The organism is Streptomyces spinosisporus (assembly GCF_022698145.1).
Lineage (GTDB): Bacteria > Actinomycetota > Actinomycetes > Streptomycetales > Streptomycetaceae > Streptomyces > Streptomyces spinosisporus.
This window is the reverse complement of the sequence record NZ_JALDAX010000005.1, coordinates 229629-244565: the sequence shown is the minus strand read 5'-3', so window position 1 is coordinate 244565 and position 14937 is coordinate 229629. Positions and strand designations below refer to the sequence as shown.

Genomic DNA, 14937 nt, shown 5'->3' with positions numbered 1-14937 from the left:
ATCACCGCGCGCCGGCCCGGACTCCGTACGCCCGGAAACACCCGCACACCCGGAATCACCCGCACACCCGGAATCACCCGCACACCCGGAATCACCCGCACCCCCGACCCACCCGAGCCCAACTCCCGTACACCCGAAGGAGCTTCGCCATGCCCATCCTCTCCATGACCACCTGGCCCAACCAGACCGACGAGAAGTGCCAGGAGCTGGTCGAGGAGCTCACCGCGACGGTGCACCGCGTCATCGGCGCACCCCTCGACAAGATCACCGTCTACATCCAGGAGATTCCGCAGAACCGCTGGGGCGAGGGCGGAGTGCTCGGCACGAACCCGGAGTTCGCCGAACTCAGCCGCCGCCGCGCCGCGCCGGCCGACGCCTGACCGCACGCCGCCCCCGCTCTGCTTCCGCTCCTCCCCCCACCAACCCGGCCTTTTCCAAGGAGAGTTCTTATGGCCATCCTGACCCGGTCCGCGCGGACCGACCGGACCGACCGGACCCCGGTCGTACCGGCCGGTGAACCGTCCACCCCGCGGCGGTCCTCCACCACCACCGTCCTCGCGGCGGCGCTGCTCGCCTTCTTCGTCATCTCCCTCGACGGCTCGGTCGTCAACGTGGCCCTGCCGGCCATCTCCGACAGCCTGCGCGGCTCCATGGCCGACCTGCAGTGGATCGTCGACGGCTACACCCTGATGTTCGCGGCGTTCATGCTGTCGGCCGGCACCTTCTCGGACCGGATCGGCGCCACCCGCGCCTACGCCTGGGGCCTGGCCGCCTTCACCGTGGCCTCCCTGGCCTGCGGCGTCGCGCCCAACCTGGCCACGCTGATCGGCGCCCGCATGGTGCAGGGCGGTGCCGCCGCGCTGATGGTGCCGGCCTCGCTCGCGCTGATCCGGCAGACCTACTCCGACCCGGGCAAGCGGGCGCGGGCCATCGCGATCTGGACGGCCGCCGGTTCCGTGGCGGTCGCCGTCGGCCCGGTCGTCGGCGGCATGCTCACCAGCGGACTGAACTGGCGCGCGGTGTTCTACCTGAACCTCCCGGTGGGCGCCCTCGGCCTCGCCCTGCTGACCCGTATCCAGGCCTCGCCGCGCCGCGAGGCCCCGGTCGACCTGATCGGCCAGTTCTCCGTCGTGGCCTCCCTGGCCGGTCTGACGTACGCCGTGATCGAGGGCGGGCGCGCGGGCTGGGGCAGCCCGGACGTGCTGGGCACGCTGGCCCTGGCCGCCGTGGCGACCGCCGTGTTCGTGTGGACGCAGTCGCGGCGGGAGCGCCCGATGGTGCCGCTGAGCATCTTCAAGTCCCGCACGGTGGTGGTCTGCCTGGCGGCCGGCTTCACCATCAACGCGGTGTTCTACGGCGCCATCTTCCTGCTCGGCATGTACTTCCAGCAGGTGCGCGGCGCCTCTCCGGTCAGCACCGGAGTGATGTTCATCCCGATGTGCGCGCTGATCTCCGTGGTCAACATGGTGGGCGTGAAGCTGGCGGCGCGCAAGGGCGCGTGGGTGCCGATGACGATCGGGCAGCTGGTCATGACCGGGGGGTCGCTGCTGATGCTGACGGTCACCGACCACACGTCGTATCTGATCCCCGTGCTGCTGCTGGTCCCGATCGGCCTGGGCGGCGGGCTCGCGGTGCCGTCGCTGACGGCGGCGATCCTGGAGAACATCGACGGCGAGCGGGCGGGCACGGCGGCCGCCGTGCTCAACACCTTCCGGCAGGTGGGCAGTTGCATCGCGGTGGCGGCGTTCGGTGCGCTCATCGCGGACACCTCGCACTTCCAGCAGGGCTTCGACACCAGCTTCGTGATCAGCGTGGTGATGCTGCTGACCACCGCCGCGGCCACGGCGCTTCTCCTGCGGGTGCGCAAGCGGGCCGAAGGCAAGGCGTAAGCGCCAGGCGGGCCGGTGCCCCGCGTCCCCTTCCGGGGGCGCGGGGCTTTCGCGTGTCCGGACGCGCTTCAGGCAAAGCCCGGTTAAAAAACCTTCACGAAGGAATTTAAATGCTCCATGATGGACCACATGACCGTGATGGAAGAACGAGCCCTCCCGCAGCCCCCGCCCGCAACCCCCCGCTCCCGTCTCGCCGAACTGGAGGTCATACGCGAGCTCGCGTACGAGGGCCCCGGCCCCGGCGCGAGCGACCAGCAGCACGCACGAGGCAAGCTGACCGCCCGCGAGCGTGTCGAACTGCTCCTGGACGAGGGGTCGTTCACGGAGATCGAGGCCCTGCGCCGGCACCGTGCCACCGGATTCGGACTGGAGGCCCGGCGGCCCTACACGGACGGTGTGGTCACCGGCTGGGGGACCGTCCACGGCCGTACCGTCTTCGTCTACGCCCATGACTTCCGCATCTTCGGCGGCGCCCTCGGCGAGGCGCACGCGGCCAAGATCCACAAGGTGATGGACCTGGCACTCGCGGCCGGGGCCCCGCTGGTCAGCCTCAACGACGGCGCGGGGGCCCGGATCCAGGAGGGCGTCTCGGCGCTCGCCGGCTACGGCGGCATCTTCACCCGCAACGTCGCCGCCTCCGGGGTGCTGCCCCAGATCAGCGTGATGCTCGGGCCGTGCGCGGGTGGTGCCGCCTACTCGCCCGCCCTGACCGACTTCGTCTTCATGGTGCGCGGCATCTCGCAGATGTTCATCACCGGCCCGGACGTGGTCAAGGCGGTGACCGGCGAGCAGGTCACCCATGACGGGCTCGGCGGCGCCGACGTGCACGCCGCGGTCTCCGGCGTGGCCGCCGCGGCCTACGACGACGAGGCGAGCTGCTTGGAGGACGTACGCCATCTGCTGTCGCTGCTGCCGTCCAACAACCGCGAACTGCCGCCCCACGAAATACCGTCGGACGATCCGGAGCGGCGCTGCGACGCGCTGCTCGACCTGGTGCCGGCCGAGCCGAACCAGGCGTACGACATGCGCCGGGTGATCGAGGAGGTCGTCGACGACGGTGACTTCTTCGAGGTGCAGCCCGCGTGGGCGGCCAACCTCGTGTGCGCGCTGGCCCGGCTGGACGGGCACGTCGTCGGTGTCGTCGCCAACCAGCCGTCGGCGACCGCCGGGGTGCTGGACATCGCCGCCTCCGAGAAGGGCGCGCGGTTCGTGCAGTTCTGCGACGCGTTCAACATCCCGCTGGTGACACTGGTCGACGTGCCCGGGTTCCTGCCCGGGGTCGGCCAGGAACACGCCGGCATCATCCGGCACGGGGCCAAGCTGCTGTACGCGTACTGCAACGCGACGGTGCCGCGGATCTCGCTGGTGCTGCGCAAGGCGTACGGCGGCGCGTACATCGTGATGGACTCGCGCTCCATCGGCGCGGACCTGGCGCTGGCGTGGCCCACCAACGAGATCGCCGTGATGGGTGCCGAGGGCGCCGCGAACGTCGTCTTCCGCCGGGAGATCGCCGCCGCCGACGATCCCGAGGCGGTGCGGGCGCGGCGCATCGCGGAGTACAAGTCCGAGCTGATGCACCCCTATTACGCCGCCGAGCGCGGCCTCGTCGACGATGTGATCGACCCGCGCGACACCCGGACGGTGCTGATCCGCTCGTTCGCCGCGCTCCGCGCCAAACACGCCGACCTGCCCTCCCGCAAGCACGGGAACCAGCCGGTATGAGCGAACACGCCGAGCGCACCGAGGAGTTCGTCGTGCGCGTACTGCGCGGCGAGCCGACCGCGGAGGAACTCGCCGCGGCCACCGCCGTATTGCTGGAACTGGCCCGGCGGACGCCTGCCGCGGAGGAGCCCGCGCCCGTCCGGTCCGTACCCACCTGGCACCGCCCCGCCCTGACCACGCACCGCGCCGCCACGTCCTGGCGCCACTGACCGGAGGACCATCATGTCCACGACCGAAGCCCAGACCCATGACAACCGTCCCACCGCGTACGCCGCCCCGCACGCCGAGACGTACTCCCTGGAGGAGGTGGTCCGCATCAGCGGCCTCGACGCCGGGACGCTGCGCTGGTACGAGGAGCAGGGGCTCATCGAGACAGCCGCGGAGGACCCGTACGGCGTGCGCGCCTACAGCCCGGTGCATCTGCGCTGGCTGGAGTTCCTCAACCATCTGCGCAGCACCGGGATGTCACCGGCCGCGATGAACCACTACGTCGAGCTGTACCGGGCGGGCGACTCGACGATCGCCGCCCGCCGCGAACTGCTGCAGGCACACCGGGAGATGCTGCGTGCCGGGGCCCGGGACTGCTCCGCCACGCTGCGCTATCTCGACTGGAAGATCGGCTTCTACCTGGAGCGGGAAGCGGCGCTGGAGCGGGCCGGCGCGTCCGCGGCGAGCGTGGCCGAGGCGTAGGCGGCGGCCACCGGCTCCAGCCGCAGCACCCCGTGCGAGGCCACCGTGTGGACATCACGCCACAGCCGGTTGAGATCGCCGCTCCCGTCGCGCAGATGGGCGCCACCGGTACGGAAGAGACGGTCGACCGCGTCGGCGAGCAGCCGGGCGGCCACCGCGGCGTCCCGCTGGTTGCCGGCGACGAGCGCCGCGCCAACCGGTTCGGTGTCGGCGCGGCGGGCCGCCCGCCGCAGCAGCAGCCCGGCCGCGTCGATGTGCGCCGAGGCGAGGGCGAGCGTCTCGCGCACCGCCGCGCTGTCGTGGTGCGGCCGCCCGCTGCCGGGCGCCTTCCCCGCCGCCCACGCGGACCACAGCGCCAGCGCGCGGCGGGCGGCACCCAGCGCCGGCGCGCAGAACATCAGGCCGCCGGCCAGCTGGGCGGGGACGGAGTGGCAGCGGGCCAGGCCCGGGGTGTCGCCGCCGCGCAGCAACTCGGCGAGCGGGACGGAGAGATGGTGCGGGACGAAGGCGTCCCGCACCACGGCCGTGTGGCTGCCGGTGCCGCGCAGTCCGGTGGCGTCCCAGGTGTCGAGCACCTCGACCGCCTCGGCCGGTACGGCGAAGACGCGCACCCCTTGCGCCTCCGGGGCCGCCACGAGCACCCACTGCGCGCTGCCGATCCCGCTGACGCACTCCCAGGTGCCCGTCACCCGCCACCCGCCGTCGGCCGGTTCGGCCCGTCCGGCCGGTGGCATCAGCGCCGCCGAGATCCGTACGTCGGGCGTGGTGCCCCATATCTCCCGCTGCCCCTCCTCGGGCAGCAGCGCGGCGAAGCGTCCGTGCGCGGCCCAGAGCATGCCGACCCAGGCGGCGGAGGTGCAGGCCTCGGCGAGGTCGGCCACCTCGTCGAGCAGGGCGCTGAACTCGCCCTCCGCGCCGCCCCATCGGCGGGGTACGAAGTGGCGGGCCAGTCCGGCGGAGGTCAGTTCGGCGACGACCGCCGTGGCCAGCGTGCGGTCCGCGTCGGCGCGGCGGGCGTGTTCGGCGACCGTGCTCAGAGCGGGGGTCGAGGGCATGGCTGCTCCTTGTCGGGATCGGGGTAGCAAAAAAGTGCGTTCAAGAAGGTATTATTTGGAGATCCTGGCCGCCCCCACCTCTCGCACCAACCGAAGGGACGCGCGATGGCGAAGCAGGCGCGCTCGCTCCGCACTCATGAACTGGTCCTCGACGCCGCCGCCGCCGAGTTCGCCCGCCATGGCTACCCGCGTGCCAACCTCCAGCACGTGGCCGAGCGCACCGGGCTGACCAAGGGTGCGCTGTACGGCCACTTCGCCTCCAAGGAGCAGCTGGCCCGGGCGCTGACCGGACATCTCGACGCGGTGGCGGCCGAGATCCTCGCCCGGTACGCGGACCCCGAACCCCCGGCGCGCGAGCGGCTGCGCGCCCTGTGCTGCGAACTGGCCGGACGCGTCGAGTCGGACGTGCGCTTCAACGCGGCGCTGCGGCTGATGCTGGACGAGGCGCCCGCGGCACCCGAGACCCCCGGGCTGCTGGCGGACCTGCGCGCCCTGGGCGAGCCGGCCGCGGGCGCACTGGCCGACCTCGCCACCGTGATCCTGGTGGGCGCCTACTGCACGGCTCCCGATCTGGAGCGGCGAGGTCTGGCCGAGCGGGTGCGCGCGTTGTGGGACGCGGCGGCGGCGGAGGAGAGCGCTCAGGCGGGCAACGGGACGGCGGCGCGGTGAGCCACGGCGGCCCACATGCTGCGGCAGGTGGCGAGCGGGGTGCCGCCCTGCACGGCGTCCAGGGTGAGGCGGGTCCTGCCGCTCGCCGGGTCCGGCACGCGCTCGCGGACCACCAGGTCGATGGGCTGGTCGAGTTCGCCGAAGGCCAGGCAGTCGGCCTCCATGCCGAGCAGGGTGTACCCGGTGCCGGACGCCTGGGCGGCGGGGTGCAGCAGCAGATGGCCGAGCTGGCGGAAGCCCTCCAGGGTGACCATCAGCGGCACGTGGTCGCAGGGGTGGTCGAAGAAGATCGGGTGCTCCACGTCGATGAGCAACTGCCAAGGGCCGTCGGTGCGTTCACGCACCAGCACGCTGTCCTTCGCGCGCAGCCGGCCCACCGCCGAGGGGTGCACCCGCTGGAGCGTGCGTGGTGCGGGACCGGCCGCCGCGCCGTCGCGCGGTACGGCGCCCCGGCCGCGCAGCATCGCGTACCGCTTGTCGTCGACGGCGACGACGTGCAGCGCACCGCGGCCGCAGGCGCGGTCGCCGACGGTGAGGACGACATCGAGACGCATGCCGAAACGGTTCGGCGGGCGGTTGCCGACCCAGGTCCACCGTGCCTCCAGGACCAGGGGCGCGGGCTCGCCGCCGACGCGCAGGGCGGCCGGGTCGGTGATCTCGAACTCCGCGTCGAAGCCGATGAAGCGGTGGGTGAGCGGGACGTCGTAGTGGGCGTGTGCCAGGTAGACGAGCGCCTGGCGGATGGTCTCCATGAACAGCAGCGGATCGCTGGTGCCGTCGCTGCCGGGGGAGTAGAGGGCGTGGTCGCGCGGCCACTGGGCGGCGACCAGGAAGCTGTGCTCGCCGGTGCGGACGGCGTCGGTGAGGAAGACCTCGGCGATCGCGGCACGGTGCACCATGTGCCGCGGCACGGCCTGGAGATAGCTGAGACGCAGCCGCTCCGGCAGGGCCGGGCGGGCGGAGGAGAATGCGGCGACGGGTAAAACGGCAGGCTGATGCATGGTCTGACCCCCAGTGAACGTATTCCAGACAGCAACATCGGCACGAGGCTTCCGCTCATCGAGCCGCAACTTACAATACATTCCCGAAGGTATATTTCAAGGAACAGAGGATGGACGCCATGGCCGTGGAACGCAGCGCCCCCAGGTCCCGGCCTGCCCGGGACACCGCCCCCCGCCACCGGGACACGGGCCTGAAGCAGGAGCGCGCCGTACGCACCCGGGGGCAGGTGCTCGACGCGGCGGCAAAGGCGTTCGCCACCAAGGGATTTCCCGCGGTGACCGTGCAGGACGTGGCCGAACTCGCGGGCGTGACCAAGGGGGCGGTCTACTTCCACTTCGCCAACAAGGAGGCGCTCGCCCAGGCGGTGGCCGAGGAGTTCTACCACGTGCTCGGCGTCATCGGGCAGGAGGTCGAGGAGGCCGGACTGCCGCCGCTGCAGGCGGTGTCGGAGCTGCTGGAGCGCACCGCCGTCGCCTTCCGCGACGACACCATGGTCCAGGCGGGCGCCCGCCTCCAGATCGAACGCTCGCTGATCGGCGCCGAGATGCCCATGCCCTACCTCGGCTACACCGAGTCCCTCACCACCTGGCTCCGCCAGGCCCGGACCGAGGGCCACCTCGCCGCCGGTACGTCCCCCGAGGCCACGGCGCGCGTCCTGGTCTCCGCCTTCTTCGGCGCCCAGCACATCTCCTGGGTCCTCAACGACCGTGCGGACATCGCCGACCGGGTGCAGGAGATCCTCACGGCGGTGGTGCCCCTGGCGGCGGCCTAGCTCTGCCCTCCGGTCAGAACATCGGCACCCGGGCGAAGCGGCCCGCCACGCGCAGGTCCTCCTCGATGCGGTCGGCCGTGGTGCGCAGGGCGGGCAGGAGGTCGCGTTCGCACTCCTCGACGGTGTGGCGGGCCACGTGGGTGGCCACGTTCAGGGCGGCGACGGCGCGGCCGGTGCGGTCGCGGACCGGGACGGCGATGGAGCGCAGGCCCTCTTCCAGTTCCTGGTCGGTCACGGCGTGGCCGCGGGTCCGTACGGTGTCGAGGAGGCGGGAGAGCGCGTCCGGGTCGGTGAGAGTGTGCGGGGTGAACGGGCGCAGCGGCCGTGGCAGCGGGCGGTCCGCCGCCGGCAGGTCCGCCAGCAGGACGCGGCCCATCGAGGTCGCGTACGCCGGAAGCCGCGTACCGACCGTGATGTTCACGCTCATGATGCGGCTCGTGGCGACCCGCGCCGTGTACTGGATGTCGGCGCCCGAGAGCACGGCCAGCGAGGTCGACTCGTGGACGTGCCGGGCGAGTTCGGCCATGTGCGGGGCCGCGATCCCGGGCAGCGAGGTGCGGGACAGGGGCGGGTAGCCCAGCGACAGGACGCGCGGCGTCAGCTCGAACACGCGGTCCCGGGCCCGTACGAGTCCCAGGTGCTCGTAGGTGATCAGCGCCCTGCGCGCCGTCGCGCGCGCGAGTCCCGTCGCCTTCGCCGCATCCGTCAGGGTCAGTTCCGCACGCCCCTCCCCGAAGGCCGTCAGCACGGTCAGGCCCCGCGCGAGGGACTCGACGAACTCGCGGCCCAGTTCCTGCTTGGACGCCCCGGTCCAGGCCGCCAGGCCCAGGGGCGCGGCGGCCGGCTCCGCGGGCGGCGCCGCGCGCAGGTCGTCCTCCATCGCCCGCACCGCCTCCCGCAGTCGCGGCAGCAGCGTGTCGCGCAGATCGGCGGCGGTGTGCCGGCTGGTGTGGCTGACCACGTTCGCCGCACACACGATCCGGCCGGTGCGCGGGTCCCGTACCGGCACCGAGACCGCGACCAGCCCCGGCTCGATCAACTGGTCGTCCAGCGCCCAGCCGTCCGCGGCCGCCGCGGCGGCCCTGCGCTCGAACTCGCCCTCCCCGCCGCCGGGTTGACGAGGCGGTACGGCGGGAAAACCCCGGTCCTCCGGATCCGCCCCCCGGCGCTCGCGCCACGCCCGCCAGTCCTGCCGCGTCCACTGCGTCGCGAACAGCGGGCCCGGCGCGGTCCGTTCGGCCGGCAGCAGGTCGCCGATGCGGAAGCTCAGCGACATCGCGCGGCGGCGGGTGGCCTGGTGGATGAAGCGGATGCCGTCGCGGTCGGCGACCGCCAGGGACACCGACTCGTCCAGCTCGTCGGCGAGGGCGTCGGCGCGCGCGTCCAGCAGCGCGGGCAGGCGCAGGGCGGACAGGTAGGCGTTGCCCAGTTCCATCAGCCGGGGGGTCAGGACCACGTCACGGCCGTCGAGGCGGACGTAGCCCATGCGGGCGAGGGTGGCGGTGATCCGGTCGACCGTGGAGCGGGCGAGGCCCGTGGCCCGCTCCAGCCCGCTCGGGCTCAGCGTCCCGCCCGCCTCGGTCAGCCGCAGCAGCACGGCGACCCCGCGCACGAGCGGAGCGACCGCCTCGACCGGTACGGCGGCAGACACGATGTCGGACGCGGCGTCGGCGTCCGTCCTGGGCTTCGCGGGCATCGAATCTCCGGTACGGCGGTCGGGGCACGCCCACCGTAATGCGCAAACGGGCGGCTCCCCGCACTGCGGCCGGAACGGCGGCCTCACCCCCGAGTGACCCGCACCCGGTAACTCCCTGCCTCACCACCCCGCGCCACCGACACCCGCACCCCCCGCTTCGGATCCTTGAAGACCTCGCCCGGGGTGAAGGGCGCGTCCGAGAGTTCCGCCTGGACGTTGGGGCTGCGGGTGCAGCCGCCGCTGTTGCGCCGGGAGTCGAAGACCCGCACCGGTCCCATGCCGGTGTCCACGGCCGCGTCGACCTTGTAGATCAGCACGCCGGGCCGGCACACGGCCTCGTCGTTGCCCGCGCGGACGCGCACCTCGACGGCGTACAGGGTCCGGGCCCCGAGCGGTACGAAGACCAGCTTGGGGCCGCCCGCGCGCTCCAGCGGCGTCAGGGTGTACTCCGTCGTGCCGGGCCGGGCCGCGCAGCCGACCTGGGACGCGTCCAGCCAGCCGAGCTTCCACTTGTGCCAGCCGAGGAGGTCGTTGTTGGCGCCCCAGTCCTCGCTCATGATGTCCCAGTGCCCGACCGCGCTGCCGCCCTCCTGGGTGTAGAGGTCGGGCAGGCCGAAGACATGGCCGTTCTCGTGCGGCAGCACCCGGTAGCCGGTGCGGGCGTAGGAGCCGGAGCCGTCGTCCTGGCGGGAGTAGACGAAGGACGCGTTGGCCACCGGGACGCCGTCGGCGATCGGGGCCTCGGCGTTCCCGGCGAACGTCACCGACAGGACCGTGTCCAGCGCGGACGGGCCCGCGTTCGGCGTCACCAGCACGTTCAGGAAGTCGTAGTCCCGGAAGTCCACTTCGGGGTCGGCGGCGCTCACGATGTCCTGGACGAGCCGGCGGTAGCCCTCCTCGAAGGGGGCGCCGCGCTCTATGCCGTACTCCTTGAACGACTTCGGCATGCGCAGCCAGTGCGGGACGGGGGTCTCGGGGCGGTAGTCGAGGCGGCCGTAGGAGGCGGTGCGGAACCACTGGCGGGTCTTGGGGAAGAACTCGCGGAACCGGTCGAGTGCCTTGCCCTCGCCGGGGGCGTCGGAGAAGTCGACCATCAGGGTCAGGGCCCGGACGGTGCCCGTGGAGCGGGAGTAGCCGGGACCGGTCGGCACACCCTCCGACAATTGGACGGAGCGGCTGCCGTCGATCATGCAGGGGCCGAGTGCGGTGGTGCGGGCCGGTGCGATCGGGGCGGCCCCGGACGTCGTGCGTGCCGCCTTGTGCCCGCTGCCGGCCGCGGTGCTGACCGCGAGGGTCAGGACGGCCACGGTCGCGAGGGCGGCCGCGCGGCGAGGGCGTATGCGACGGCTGAGCTGCATGCACGGGCCCTTCGTCCTGGCAGCCGCCGGTCTTTTGGCTGCCCCCTTTCGATCACCCTGATCGGGGGGCTGCGCGGGCGCGCGCTGGATGGGCCGAACGTGGGTCGCGGGCTGTGAGCCAGGTCACGGGAAAGTTTTTCGAGTCCGGGAAATAACCGGGGAACCTCTCCCCGTTTAACCAAGCGTCCGAGCGAAACGGGGAAAGCCTCCCCGGATCGCAGCAAGCCACTGATGGAGGAGTACGCCGTGCAGACCGCGACCCCCGTGCAGACCAAGGTGCCCCGGCCGCGCGCCGACGCCCTGCGCAACCGGGAGCGGATCGTCACCGCCGCCCGCGAGATGTTCACCGAGTTCGGCCCCGAGGTGCCGCTCGACGAGATCGCGCGCCGGGCCGGCGTCGGCAACGCCACGGTGTACCGCAACTTCCCCGACCGCGACGCCCTCGTCCGTGAGGTCGTCTGCTCCGTCATGGACCGCACGTCCGAGGCGGCCGAGCTCGCGCTCGCGGAGACGGGGGACGCCTTCGGTGCACTGGAGCGCTTTGTGCACACCGCCGCCGACGAGCGGATCAGCGCCCTGTGCCCGATGATCCAGACCACCTTCGACCAGAACCACCCCGACCTCGAAGCGGCGCGCGAGCGCGTCGAGCAGCTCGTGGCGGCGCTCATGGACCGGGCCGTGCGGGCCGGTCAGTTGCGCCCCGACATCGGCGTCGGGGACCTGATGATCGTCGTGGCCCAGCTCAGCCGGCCCCCGGCCGGCACCGACTGCGACGTCAGCGACCGCTTCGTCCATCGCCATCTGCAGCTGTTCCTGGACGGACTGCGGGCTCCGGCCCACTCCGTCCTGCCGGGTACAGCCGTGACCGTGGAGGATCTGCGCCGGCCCTGCACCGATTAGTTCAGGACTCTCAGCGAGTCGACATTCACGAAACTCACCGGCCGTCTCGGTAGGCGAGCCGTCCCCTTACGACACCTTTTTTCCGTCACGAAGTCCCGAAGTGGGTATCCCCATGTCTGAAACAGCCGCAAAGGCTCGCGGACCGGTCGAGCAGACCGGTGACGCCAACCGCTGGAAAGCGCTCGTCTTCATAGCGCTCGCCCAGCTGATGGTCGTGCTCGACGCGACCATCGTGAACATCGCCCTGCCCTCCGCCCAGGCCGACCTGGGCATCTCGGACGGCAACCGCCAGTGGGTCGTCACGGCCTACGCCCTCGCGTTCGGCGGACTGCTCCTGTTCGGCGGCCGGATCGCCGACCTGTGGGGCCGCAAGCGCGCCTTCGTCATCGGCCTGACCGGCTTCGCCGCCGCCTCCGCGCTCGGCGGAGCGGCCACCACCGGCGCCATGATGTTCGGCGCCCGTGCACTGCAGGGCGTCTTCGGCGCCATGCTCGCGCCCGCCGCGCTCTCCCTGCTCGCCGTGATGTTCACGGACGCCAAGGAGCGCGCCAAGGCGTTCGGTATCTACGGTGCGATCGCCGGTGGCGGCGGCGCCGTCGGCTTCATCCTCGGCGGCGTGCTCACCGAGTACCTGGACTGGCGCTGGACGTTCTTCGTGAACATCCCCTTCGCCATCGTCGCCGCGCTCGGCGCCTACTTCGTCATCCGTGAGCCGGAGGGCGGCCGCAACCGCAACCCGCTCGACATCCCCGGCGTCCTGCTGTCCACCCTCGGTCTGGTCTCGCTGGTCTACGGCTTCACCCGCGCCGAGTCCGACGGCTGGGGCGACTCCCTGACGGTCGGCCTGTTCATCGCCTCCGCGGTGCTCCTGCTGGCCTTCGTCGTCACCGAGTCCAAGGTCAAGGCCCCGCTGCTGCCGCTGCGCGTGATCACCGACCGCAACCGCGGCGGTATCTACCTCTCGCTCGGTATCGCGATCATCGCGATGTTCGGCACGTTCCTCTTCCTGACCTACTACCTGCAGGTCATCAACGGGTACTCGCCGATCAAGACCGGCTTCGCCTTCCTGCCGATGATCGCGGGCATGATGATCGGCTCGACCCAGATCGGCGCCCGGCTGATGACCCGGGTCCCGGCCCGGGCACTGATGGGCCCCGGCTTCCTGGTCGCCGCCGTCGGCATGCTGCTGATGACGCAGCTGGAGATCGGCTCGTCCTACGCCTCGACGATCCTGCCGTCGATGCTGCTGCTGGGTCTCGGCATGGGTACCGCGTTCATGCCGGCCATGTCCCTGGCCACCCTGGGCGTCGAGCCCCGGGACGCCGGTGTCGCCTCCGCGATGGTCAACACCTCGCAGCAGGTGGGCGGCGCGATCGGTACGGCGCTGCTGAACACGATCGCCGCCTCCGCGACGACGGCGTACATCAAGGACCACATCGCGGGTGCGACCTCCAAGTCGCAGGCGCAGCTGGTCCAGATGCAGGGCGCGGTGCACGGCTACACCAACGCGATCTGGATCGCGGTCGGCATGCTGGTGCTCGCCGCGGTGGTCGTCCTGACGCTCGTCAACGCCGGCCGCCCCGGCTCGACCACCGTGGTCGGGTCCGAGGAGGGCGCCGAGGACGAGGTGGCCGTCCCGGTGGTCGCCCACTGACGACGACCGTCGGTCGTACCCCTTCGGAGAACCAACCGTACGCGTGAGGAAGGGGACGCCTTACGCGTACGGCCCCCAGGATCTGCCCTGGTCTGCTGAGTGAGCGGCTCAGCGGAGCCAGGGCAGGTCCGCGCCCGCATCGCCGGGCTGCAGGCCCTCGGCGACGATCTGCATGATCTCGCCGAGGGCCTTCTGCTGCTCGGGGCTCAGCCGCTCGAACAGCGCCTGCCGTACGGCCGCCACATGGCCCGGGGCGGTCCGGGCCAGCACCTCGGCGCCCGCGTCCGTCAGCACCGCGAACTGGCCCCGCTTGTCGGAGGGGCAGTCCTCGCGCCGCACCCAGCCGTTCTTCTCCAAGCGCGCGATCGCGTGCGAGAGGCGGGAGCGGGTGATCTTCGACTGCATGGCCAGTTCGGTCATCCGCAGCCGCCGCTGCGGGGCCTCGGCGAGGGCGACCAGCAGGCCGTAGTAGATGTGCGGCATGCCCGCGTCGCGCTGCAGCTGGCGGTCGAGGTGGTCCTCGAGGAGCGTGGTGGCGTGCAGATACGAACGCCAGATGCGCTGTTCGTCGTCGCTGAGCCAGCGTGCGGGTGCCGTGTTCATGCTTCCACTGTAACCAGCCTCTTCTTGAAACTTAAACAAACGGAGCGTAGGATCCAGCAGGGAAGTTTTAGAGTTCAAGCACCTGAGTCCGAGCACCTGCTCCGGAGGGAGTCGCCCCCATGTCCGCCGCCACTCAGGAGCGCATGCCCGCCCTCTACCTCAGCCACGGCGCCCCGCCGCTCGCGGACGACCCGGTCTGGCCCGGCGAACTCGCCGCCTGGTCCGCCACGCTGCCCCGGCCCAAGGCGATCCTGATCGTCTCCGCCCACTGGGAGGAGGCCCCCCTGGCGCTGGGCGCGGTGGAAACGGTCCCGCTCGTGTACGACTTCTGGGGCTTCCCCGAGCACTACTACCGCGTGACGTACGGCGCACCGGGCGCTCCCGAACTCGCCGAGTCCGTACGGAAGTTGCTGCGCGCCCCCGGCACTCCCGTGCAGGACATCCCCGACCGGGGCCTGGACCACGGCGCCTATGTCCCGCTCGTCGAGATGTTCCCGGCCGCCGACATCCCCGTCCTGCAGATCTCCATGCCCACCCTCGATCCGGTGCGGCTGATGGAGATCGGACGCAGGCTGGCGCCGCTGCGCGACGAGGGCGTACTGATCGTCGGCTCCGGCTTCTTCACCCACAACCTCGCCGCCCTGCGTCACGCGGGCACCGGGGTGCCGGTCTGGTCGGCCGAGTTCGACGAGTGGGGCCACCGCATGCTGGACGACGGCGACGTGGACGCGCTGCTCGACTTCCTCCACAAGTCCCCGGCCGGACACCTCGCCCACCCGCGCACCGAGCACTTCGCCCCGCTGTTCGTGACGATGGGCGCCGCGGACGCGGCCGGTGAGCTGGACACCCAGAAGTCGGTGATCGACGGCTTCTGGATGGGGCTCGCCAAGCGGTCGGTGCAGTTCGGCTGAGGACCGGGCTTGTTTG

General features: G+C 71.9%; 15 protein-coding genes. 10 read left to right on the top strand and 5 right to left on the bottom strand.

Features of this window, described 5'->3' with window-relative positions; all coding sequences use genetic code 11:
- Window positions 1-149 precede the first annotated feature (149 nt).
- The 5 genes from MQN93_RS15640 to MQN93_RS15620 all read left to right on the top strand — a co-directional run bounded on the left by MQN93_RS15640 (window position 150) and on the right by MQN93_RS15620 (window position 4301).
- Window positions 150-380 (top strand): tautomerase family protein, encoded by a 231-nt coding sequence (locus MQN93_RS15640; RefSeq protein WP_108008478.1) that lies wholly within the window; start codon window positions 150-152, stop codon window positions 378-380.
- Window positions 381-449: 69 nt separating this feature from the next.
- Window positions 450-1889, top strand: a complete 1440-nt coding sequence (locus MQN93_RS15635) for an MFS transporter (RefSeq protein WP_242709935.1) — start codon at window positions 450-452, stop codon at window positions 1887-1889.
- Between the two features lie 129 nt (window positions 1890-2018).
- Window positions 2019-3611, top strand: a complete 1593-nt coding sequence (locus MQN93_RS15630) for an acyl-CoA carboxylase subunit beta (RefSeq protein ID WP_242709934.1) — start codon at window positions 2019-2021, stop codon at window positions 3609-3611.
- Window positions 3608-3820: an acyl-CoA carboxylase epsilon subunit gene (locus MQN93_RS15625; RefSeq protein WP_016436509.1), complete on the top strand. Its 213-nt coding sequence runs from the start codon at window positions 3608-3610 to the stop codon at window positions 3818-3820. Before MQN93_RS15630 ends, MQN93_RS15625 begins: the two co-directional genes overlap by 4 nt.
- 13 nt (window positions 3821-3833) lie before the next feature.
- A complete protein-coding gene (locus tag MQN93_RS15620) occupies window positions 3834-4301 on the top strand; it encodes a MerR family transcriptional regulator (RefSeq protein ID WP_242709933.1) in 468 nt (155 codons plus the stop codon).
- Here the strand turns inward: MQN93_RS15620 and MQN93_RS15615 are convergent.
- Window positions 4235-5356, bottom strand: a complete 1122-nt coding sequence (locus tag MQN93_RS15615) for an acyl-CoA dehydrogenase family protein (protein WP_242709932.1) — start codon at window positions 5354-5356, stop codon at window positions 4235-4237. The genes MQN93_RS15620 and MQN93_RS15615 overlap by 67 nt on opposite strands.
- A gap of 105 nt (window positions 5357-5461) precedes the next feature.
- Between MQN93_RS15615 and MQN93_RS15610 the strand changes: the two genes are divergently transcribed.
- Window positions 5462-6025 (top strand): TetR family transcriptional regulator, encoded by a 564-nt coding sequence (locus tag MQN93_RS15610; RefSeq protein WP_242709931.1) that lies wholly within the window; start codon window positions 5462-5464, stop codon window positions 6023-6025.
- On the opposite strand, the gene MQN93_RS15605 is transcribed toward MQN93_RS15610, so the two are convergent.
- Complete coding sequence (locus MQN93_RS15605; protein WP_242709930.1) at window positions 5995-7026, bottom strand: ScbA/BarX family gamma-butyrolactone biosynthesis protein; 1032 nt, start codon at window positions 7024-7026, stop codon at window positions 5995-5997. The two genes, MQN93_RS15610 and MQN93_RS15605, sit on opposite strands and share 31 nt — an antisense overlap.
- Before the next feature lie 110 nt (window positions 7027-7136).
- On the opposite strand from MQN93_RS15605, the gene MQN93_RS15600 reads away from it, so the two are divergent.
- Window positions 7137-7799, top strand: coding sequence for a ScbR family autoregulator-binding transcription factor (locus tag MQN93_RS15600; RefSeq protein WP_016436504.1), 663 nt, complete (start codon window positions 7137-7139; stop codon window positions 7797-7799).
- Between the two features lie 13 nt (window positions 7800-7812).
- Here the strand turns inward: MQN93_RS15600 and MQN93_RS15595 are convergent, their stop codons facing one another.
- Window positions 7813-9495, bottom strand: a complete 1683-nt coding sequence (locus MQN93_RS15595; RefSeq protein WP_242709929.1) for an IclR family transcriptional regulator domain-containing protein — start codon at window positions 9493-9495, stop codon at window positions 7813-7815.
- An 83-nt stretch (window positions 9496-9578) separates the two neighbouring features.
- Complete coding sequence (locus tag MQN93_RS15590; RefSeq protein ID WP_242709928.1) at window positions 9579-10853, bottom strand: M6 family metalloprotease domain-containing protein; 1275 nt, start codon at window positions 10851-10853, stop codon at window positions 9579-9581.
- Window positions 10854-11099: 246 nt separating this feature from the next.
- Here MQN93_RS15590 and MQN93_RS15585 point away from each other — a divergent pair, with 246 nt between their 5' ends.
- A complete protein-coding gene (locus tag MQN93_RS15585; protein WP_242709927.1) occupies window positions 11100-11753 on the top strand; it encodes a TetR/AcrR family transcriptional regulator in 654 nt (217 codons plus the stop codon).
- 112 nt (window positions 11754-11865) lie between these two features.
- Window positions 11866-13407 carry an MFS transporter gene (locus MQN93_RS15580; protein ID WP_016436500.1) on the top strand — a complete coding sequence of 514 codons (1542 nt, stop codon included), beginning with the start codon at window positions 11866-11868 and terminating at the stop codon, window positions 13405-13407.
- Window positions 13408-13515: 108 nt separating this feature from the next.
- On the opposite strand, the gene MQN93_RS15575 is transcribed toward MQN93_RS15580, so the two are convergent.
- Window positions 13516-14010, bottom strand: a complete 495-nt coding sequence (locus MQN93_RS15575) for a MarR family winged helix-turn-helix transcriptional regulator (protein WP_242709926.1) — start codon at window positions 14008-14010, stop codon at window positions 13516-13518.
- Between the two features lie 119 nt (window positions 14011-14129).
- On the opposite strand from MQN93_RS15575, the gene MQN93_RS15570 reads away from it, so the two are divergent.
- Window positions 14130-14921, top strand: coding sequence for a dioxygenase family protein (locus tag MQN93_RS15570; RefSeq protein ID WP_016436498.1), 792 nt, complete (start codon window positions 14130-14132; stop codon window positions 14919-14921).
- Window positions 14922-14937 lie beyond the last annotated feature (16 nt).

Excerpts from the sequence above, each read along its gene's own strand:
- MQN93_RS15590 (WP_242709928.1), bottom strand. The coding sequence starts at position 10,853 with ATGCAGCTCAGCCGTCGCATACGCCCTCGCCGCGCGGCCGCCCTCGCG.
- MQN93_RS15610 (WP_242709931.1), top strand. The coding sequence starts at position 5,462 with ATGGCGAAGCAGGCGCGCTCGCTCCGCACTCATGAACTGGTCCTCGAC.
- MQN93_RS15595 (WP_242709929.1), bottom strand. The coding sequence starts at position 9,495 with ATGCCCGCGAAGCCCAGGACGGACGCCGACGCCGCGTCCGACATCGTG.
- MQN93_RS15605 (WP_242709930.1), bottom strand. The coding sequence starts at position 7,026 with ATGCATCAGCCTGCCGTTTTACCCGTCGCCGCATTCTCCTCCGCCCGC.
- MQN93_RS15575 (WP_242709926.1), bottom strand. The coding sequence starts at position 14,010 with ATGAACACGGCACCCGCACGCTGGCTCAGCGACGACGAACAGCGCATC.
- MQN93_RS15615 (WP_242709932.1), bottom strand. The coding sequence starts at position 5,356 with ATGCCCTCGACCCCCGCTCTGAGCACGGTCGCCGAACACGCCCGCCGC.
- MQN93_RS15625 (WP_016436509.1), top strand. The coding sequence starts at position 3,608 with ATGAGCGAACACGCCGAGCGCACCGAGGAGTTCGTCGTGCGCGTACTG.
- MQN93_RS15620 (WP_242709933.1), top strand. The coding sequence starts at position 3,834 with ATGTCCACGACCGAAGCCCAGACCCATGACAACCGTCCCACCGCGTAC.
- MQN93_RS15630 (WP_242709934.1), top strand. The coding sequence starts at position 2,019 with ATGACCGTGATGGAAGAACGAGCCCTCCCGCAGCCCCCGCCCGCAACC.
- MQN93_RS15640 (WP_108008478.1), top strand. The coding sequence starts at position 150 with ATGCCCATCCTCTCCATGACCACCTGGCCCAACCAGACCGACGAGAAG.
- MQN93_RS15570 (WP_016436498.1), top strand. The coding sequence starts at position 14,130 with ATGTCCGCCGCCACTCAGGAGCGCATGCCCGCCCTCTACCTCAGCCAC.
- MQN93_RS15580 (WP_016436500.1), top strand. The coding sequence starts at position 11,866 with ATGTCTGAAACAGCCGCAAAGGCTCGCGGACCGGTCGAGCAGACCGGT.
- MQN93_RS15635 (WP_242709935.1), top strand. The coding sequence starts at position 450 with ATGGCCATCCTGACCCGGTCCGCGCGGACCGACCGGACCGACCGGACC.
- MQN93_RS15600 (WP_016436504.1), top strand. The coding sequence starts at position 7,137 with ATGGACGCCATGGCCGTGGAACGCAGCGCCCCCAGGTCCCGGCCTGCC.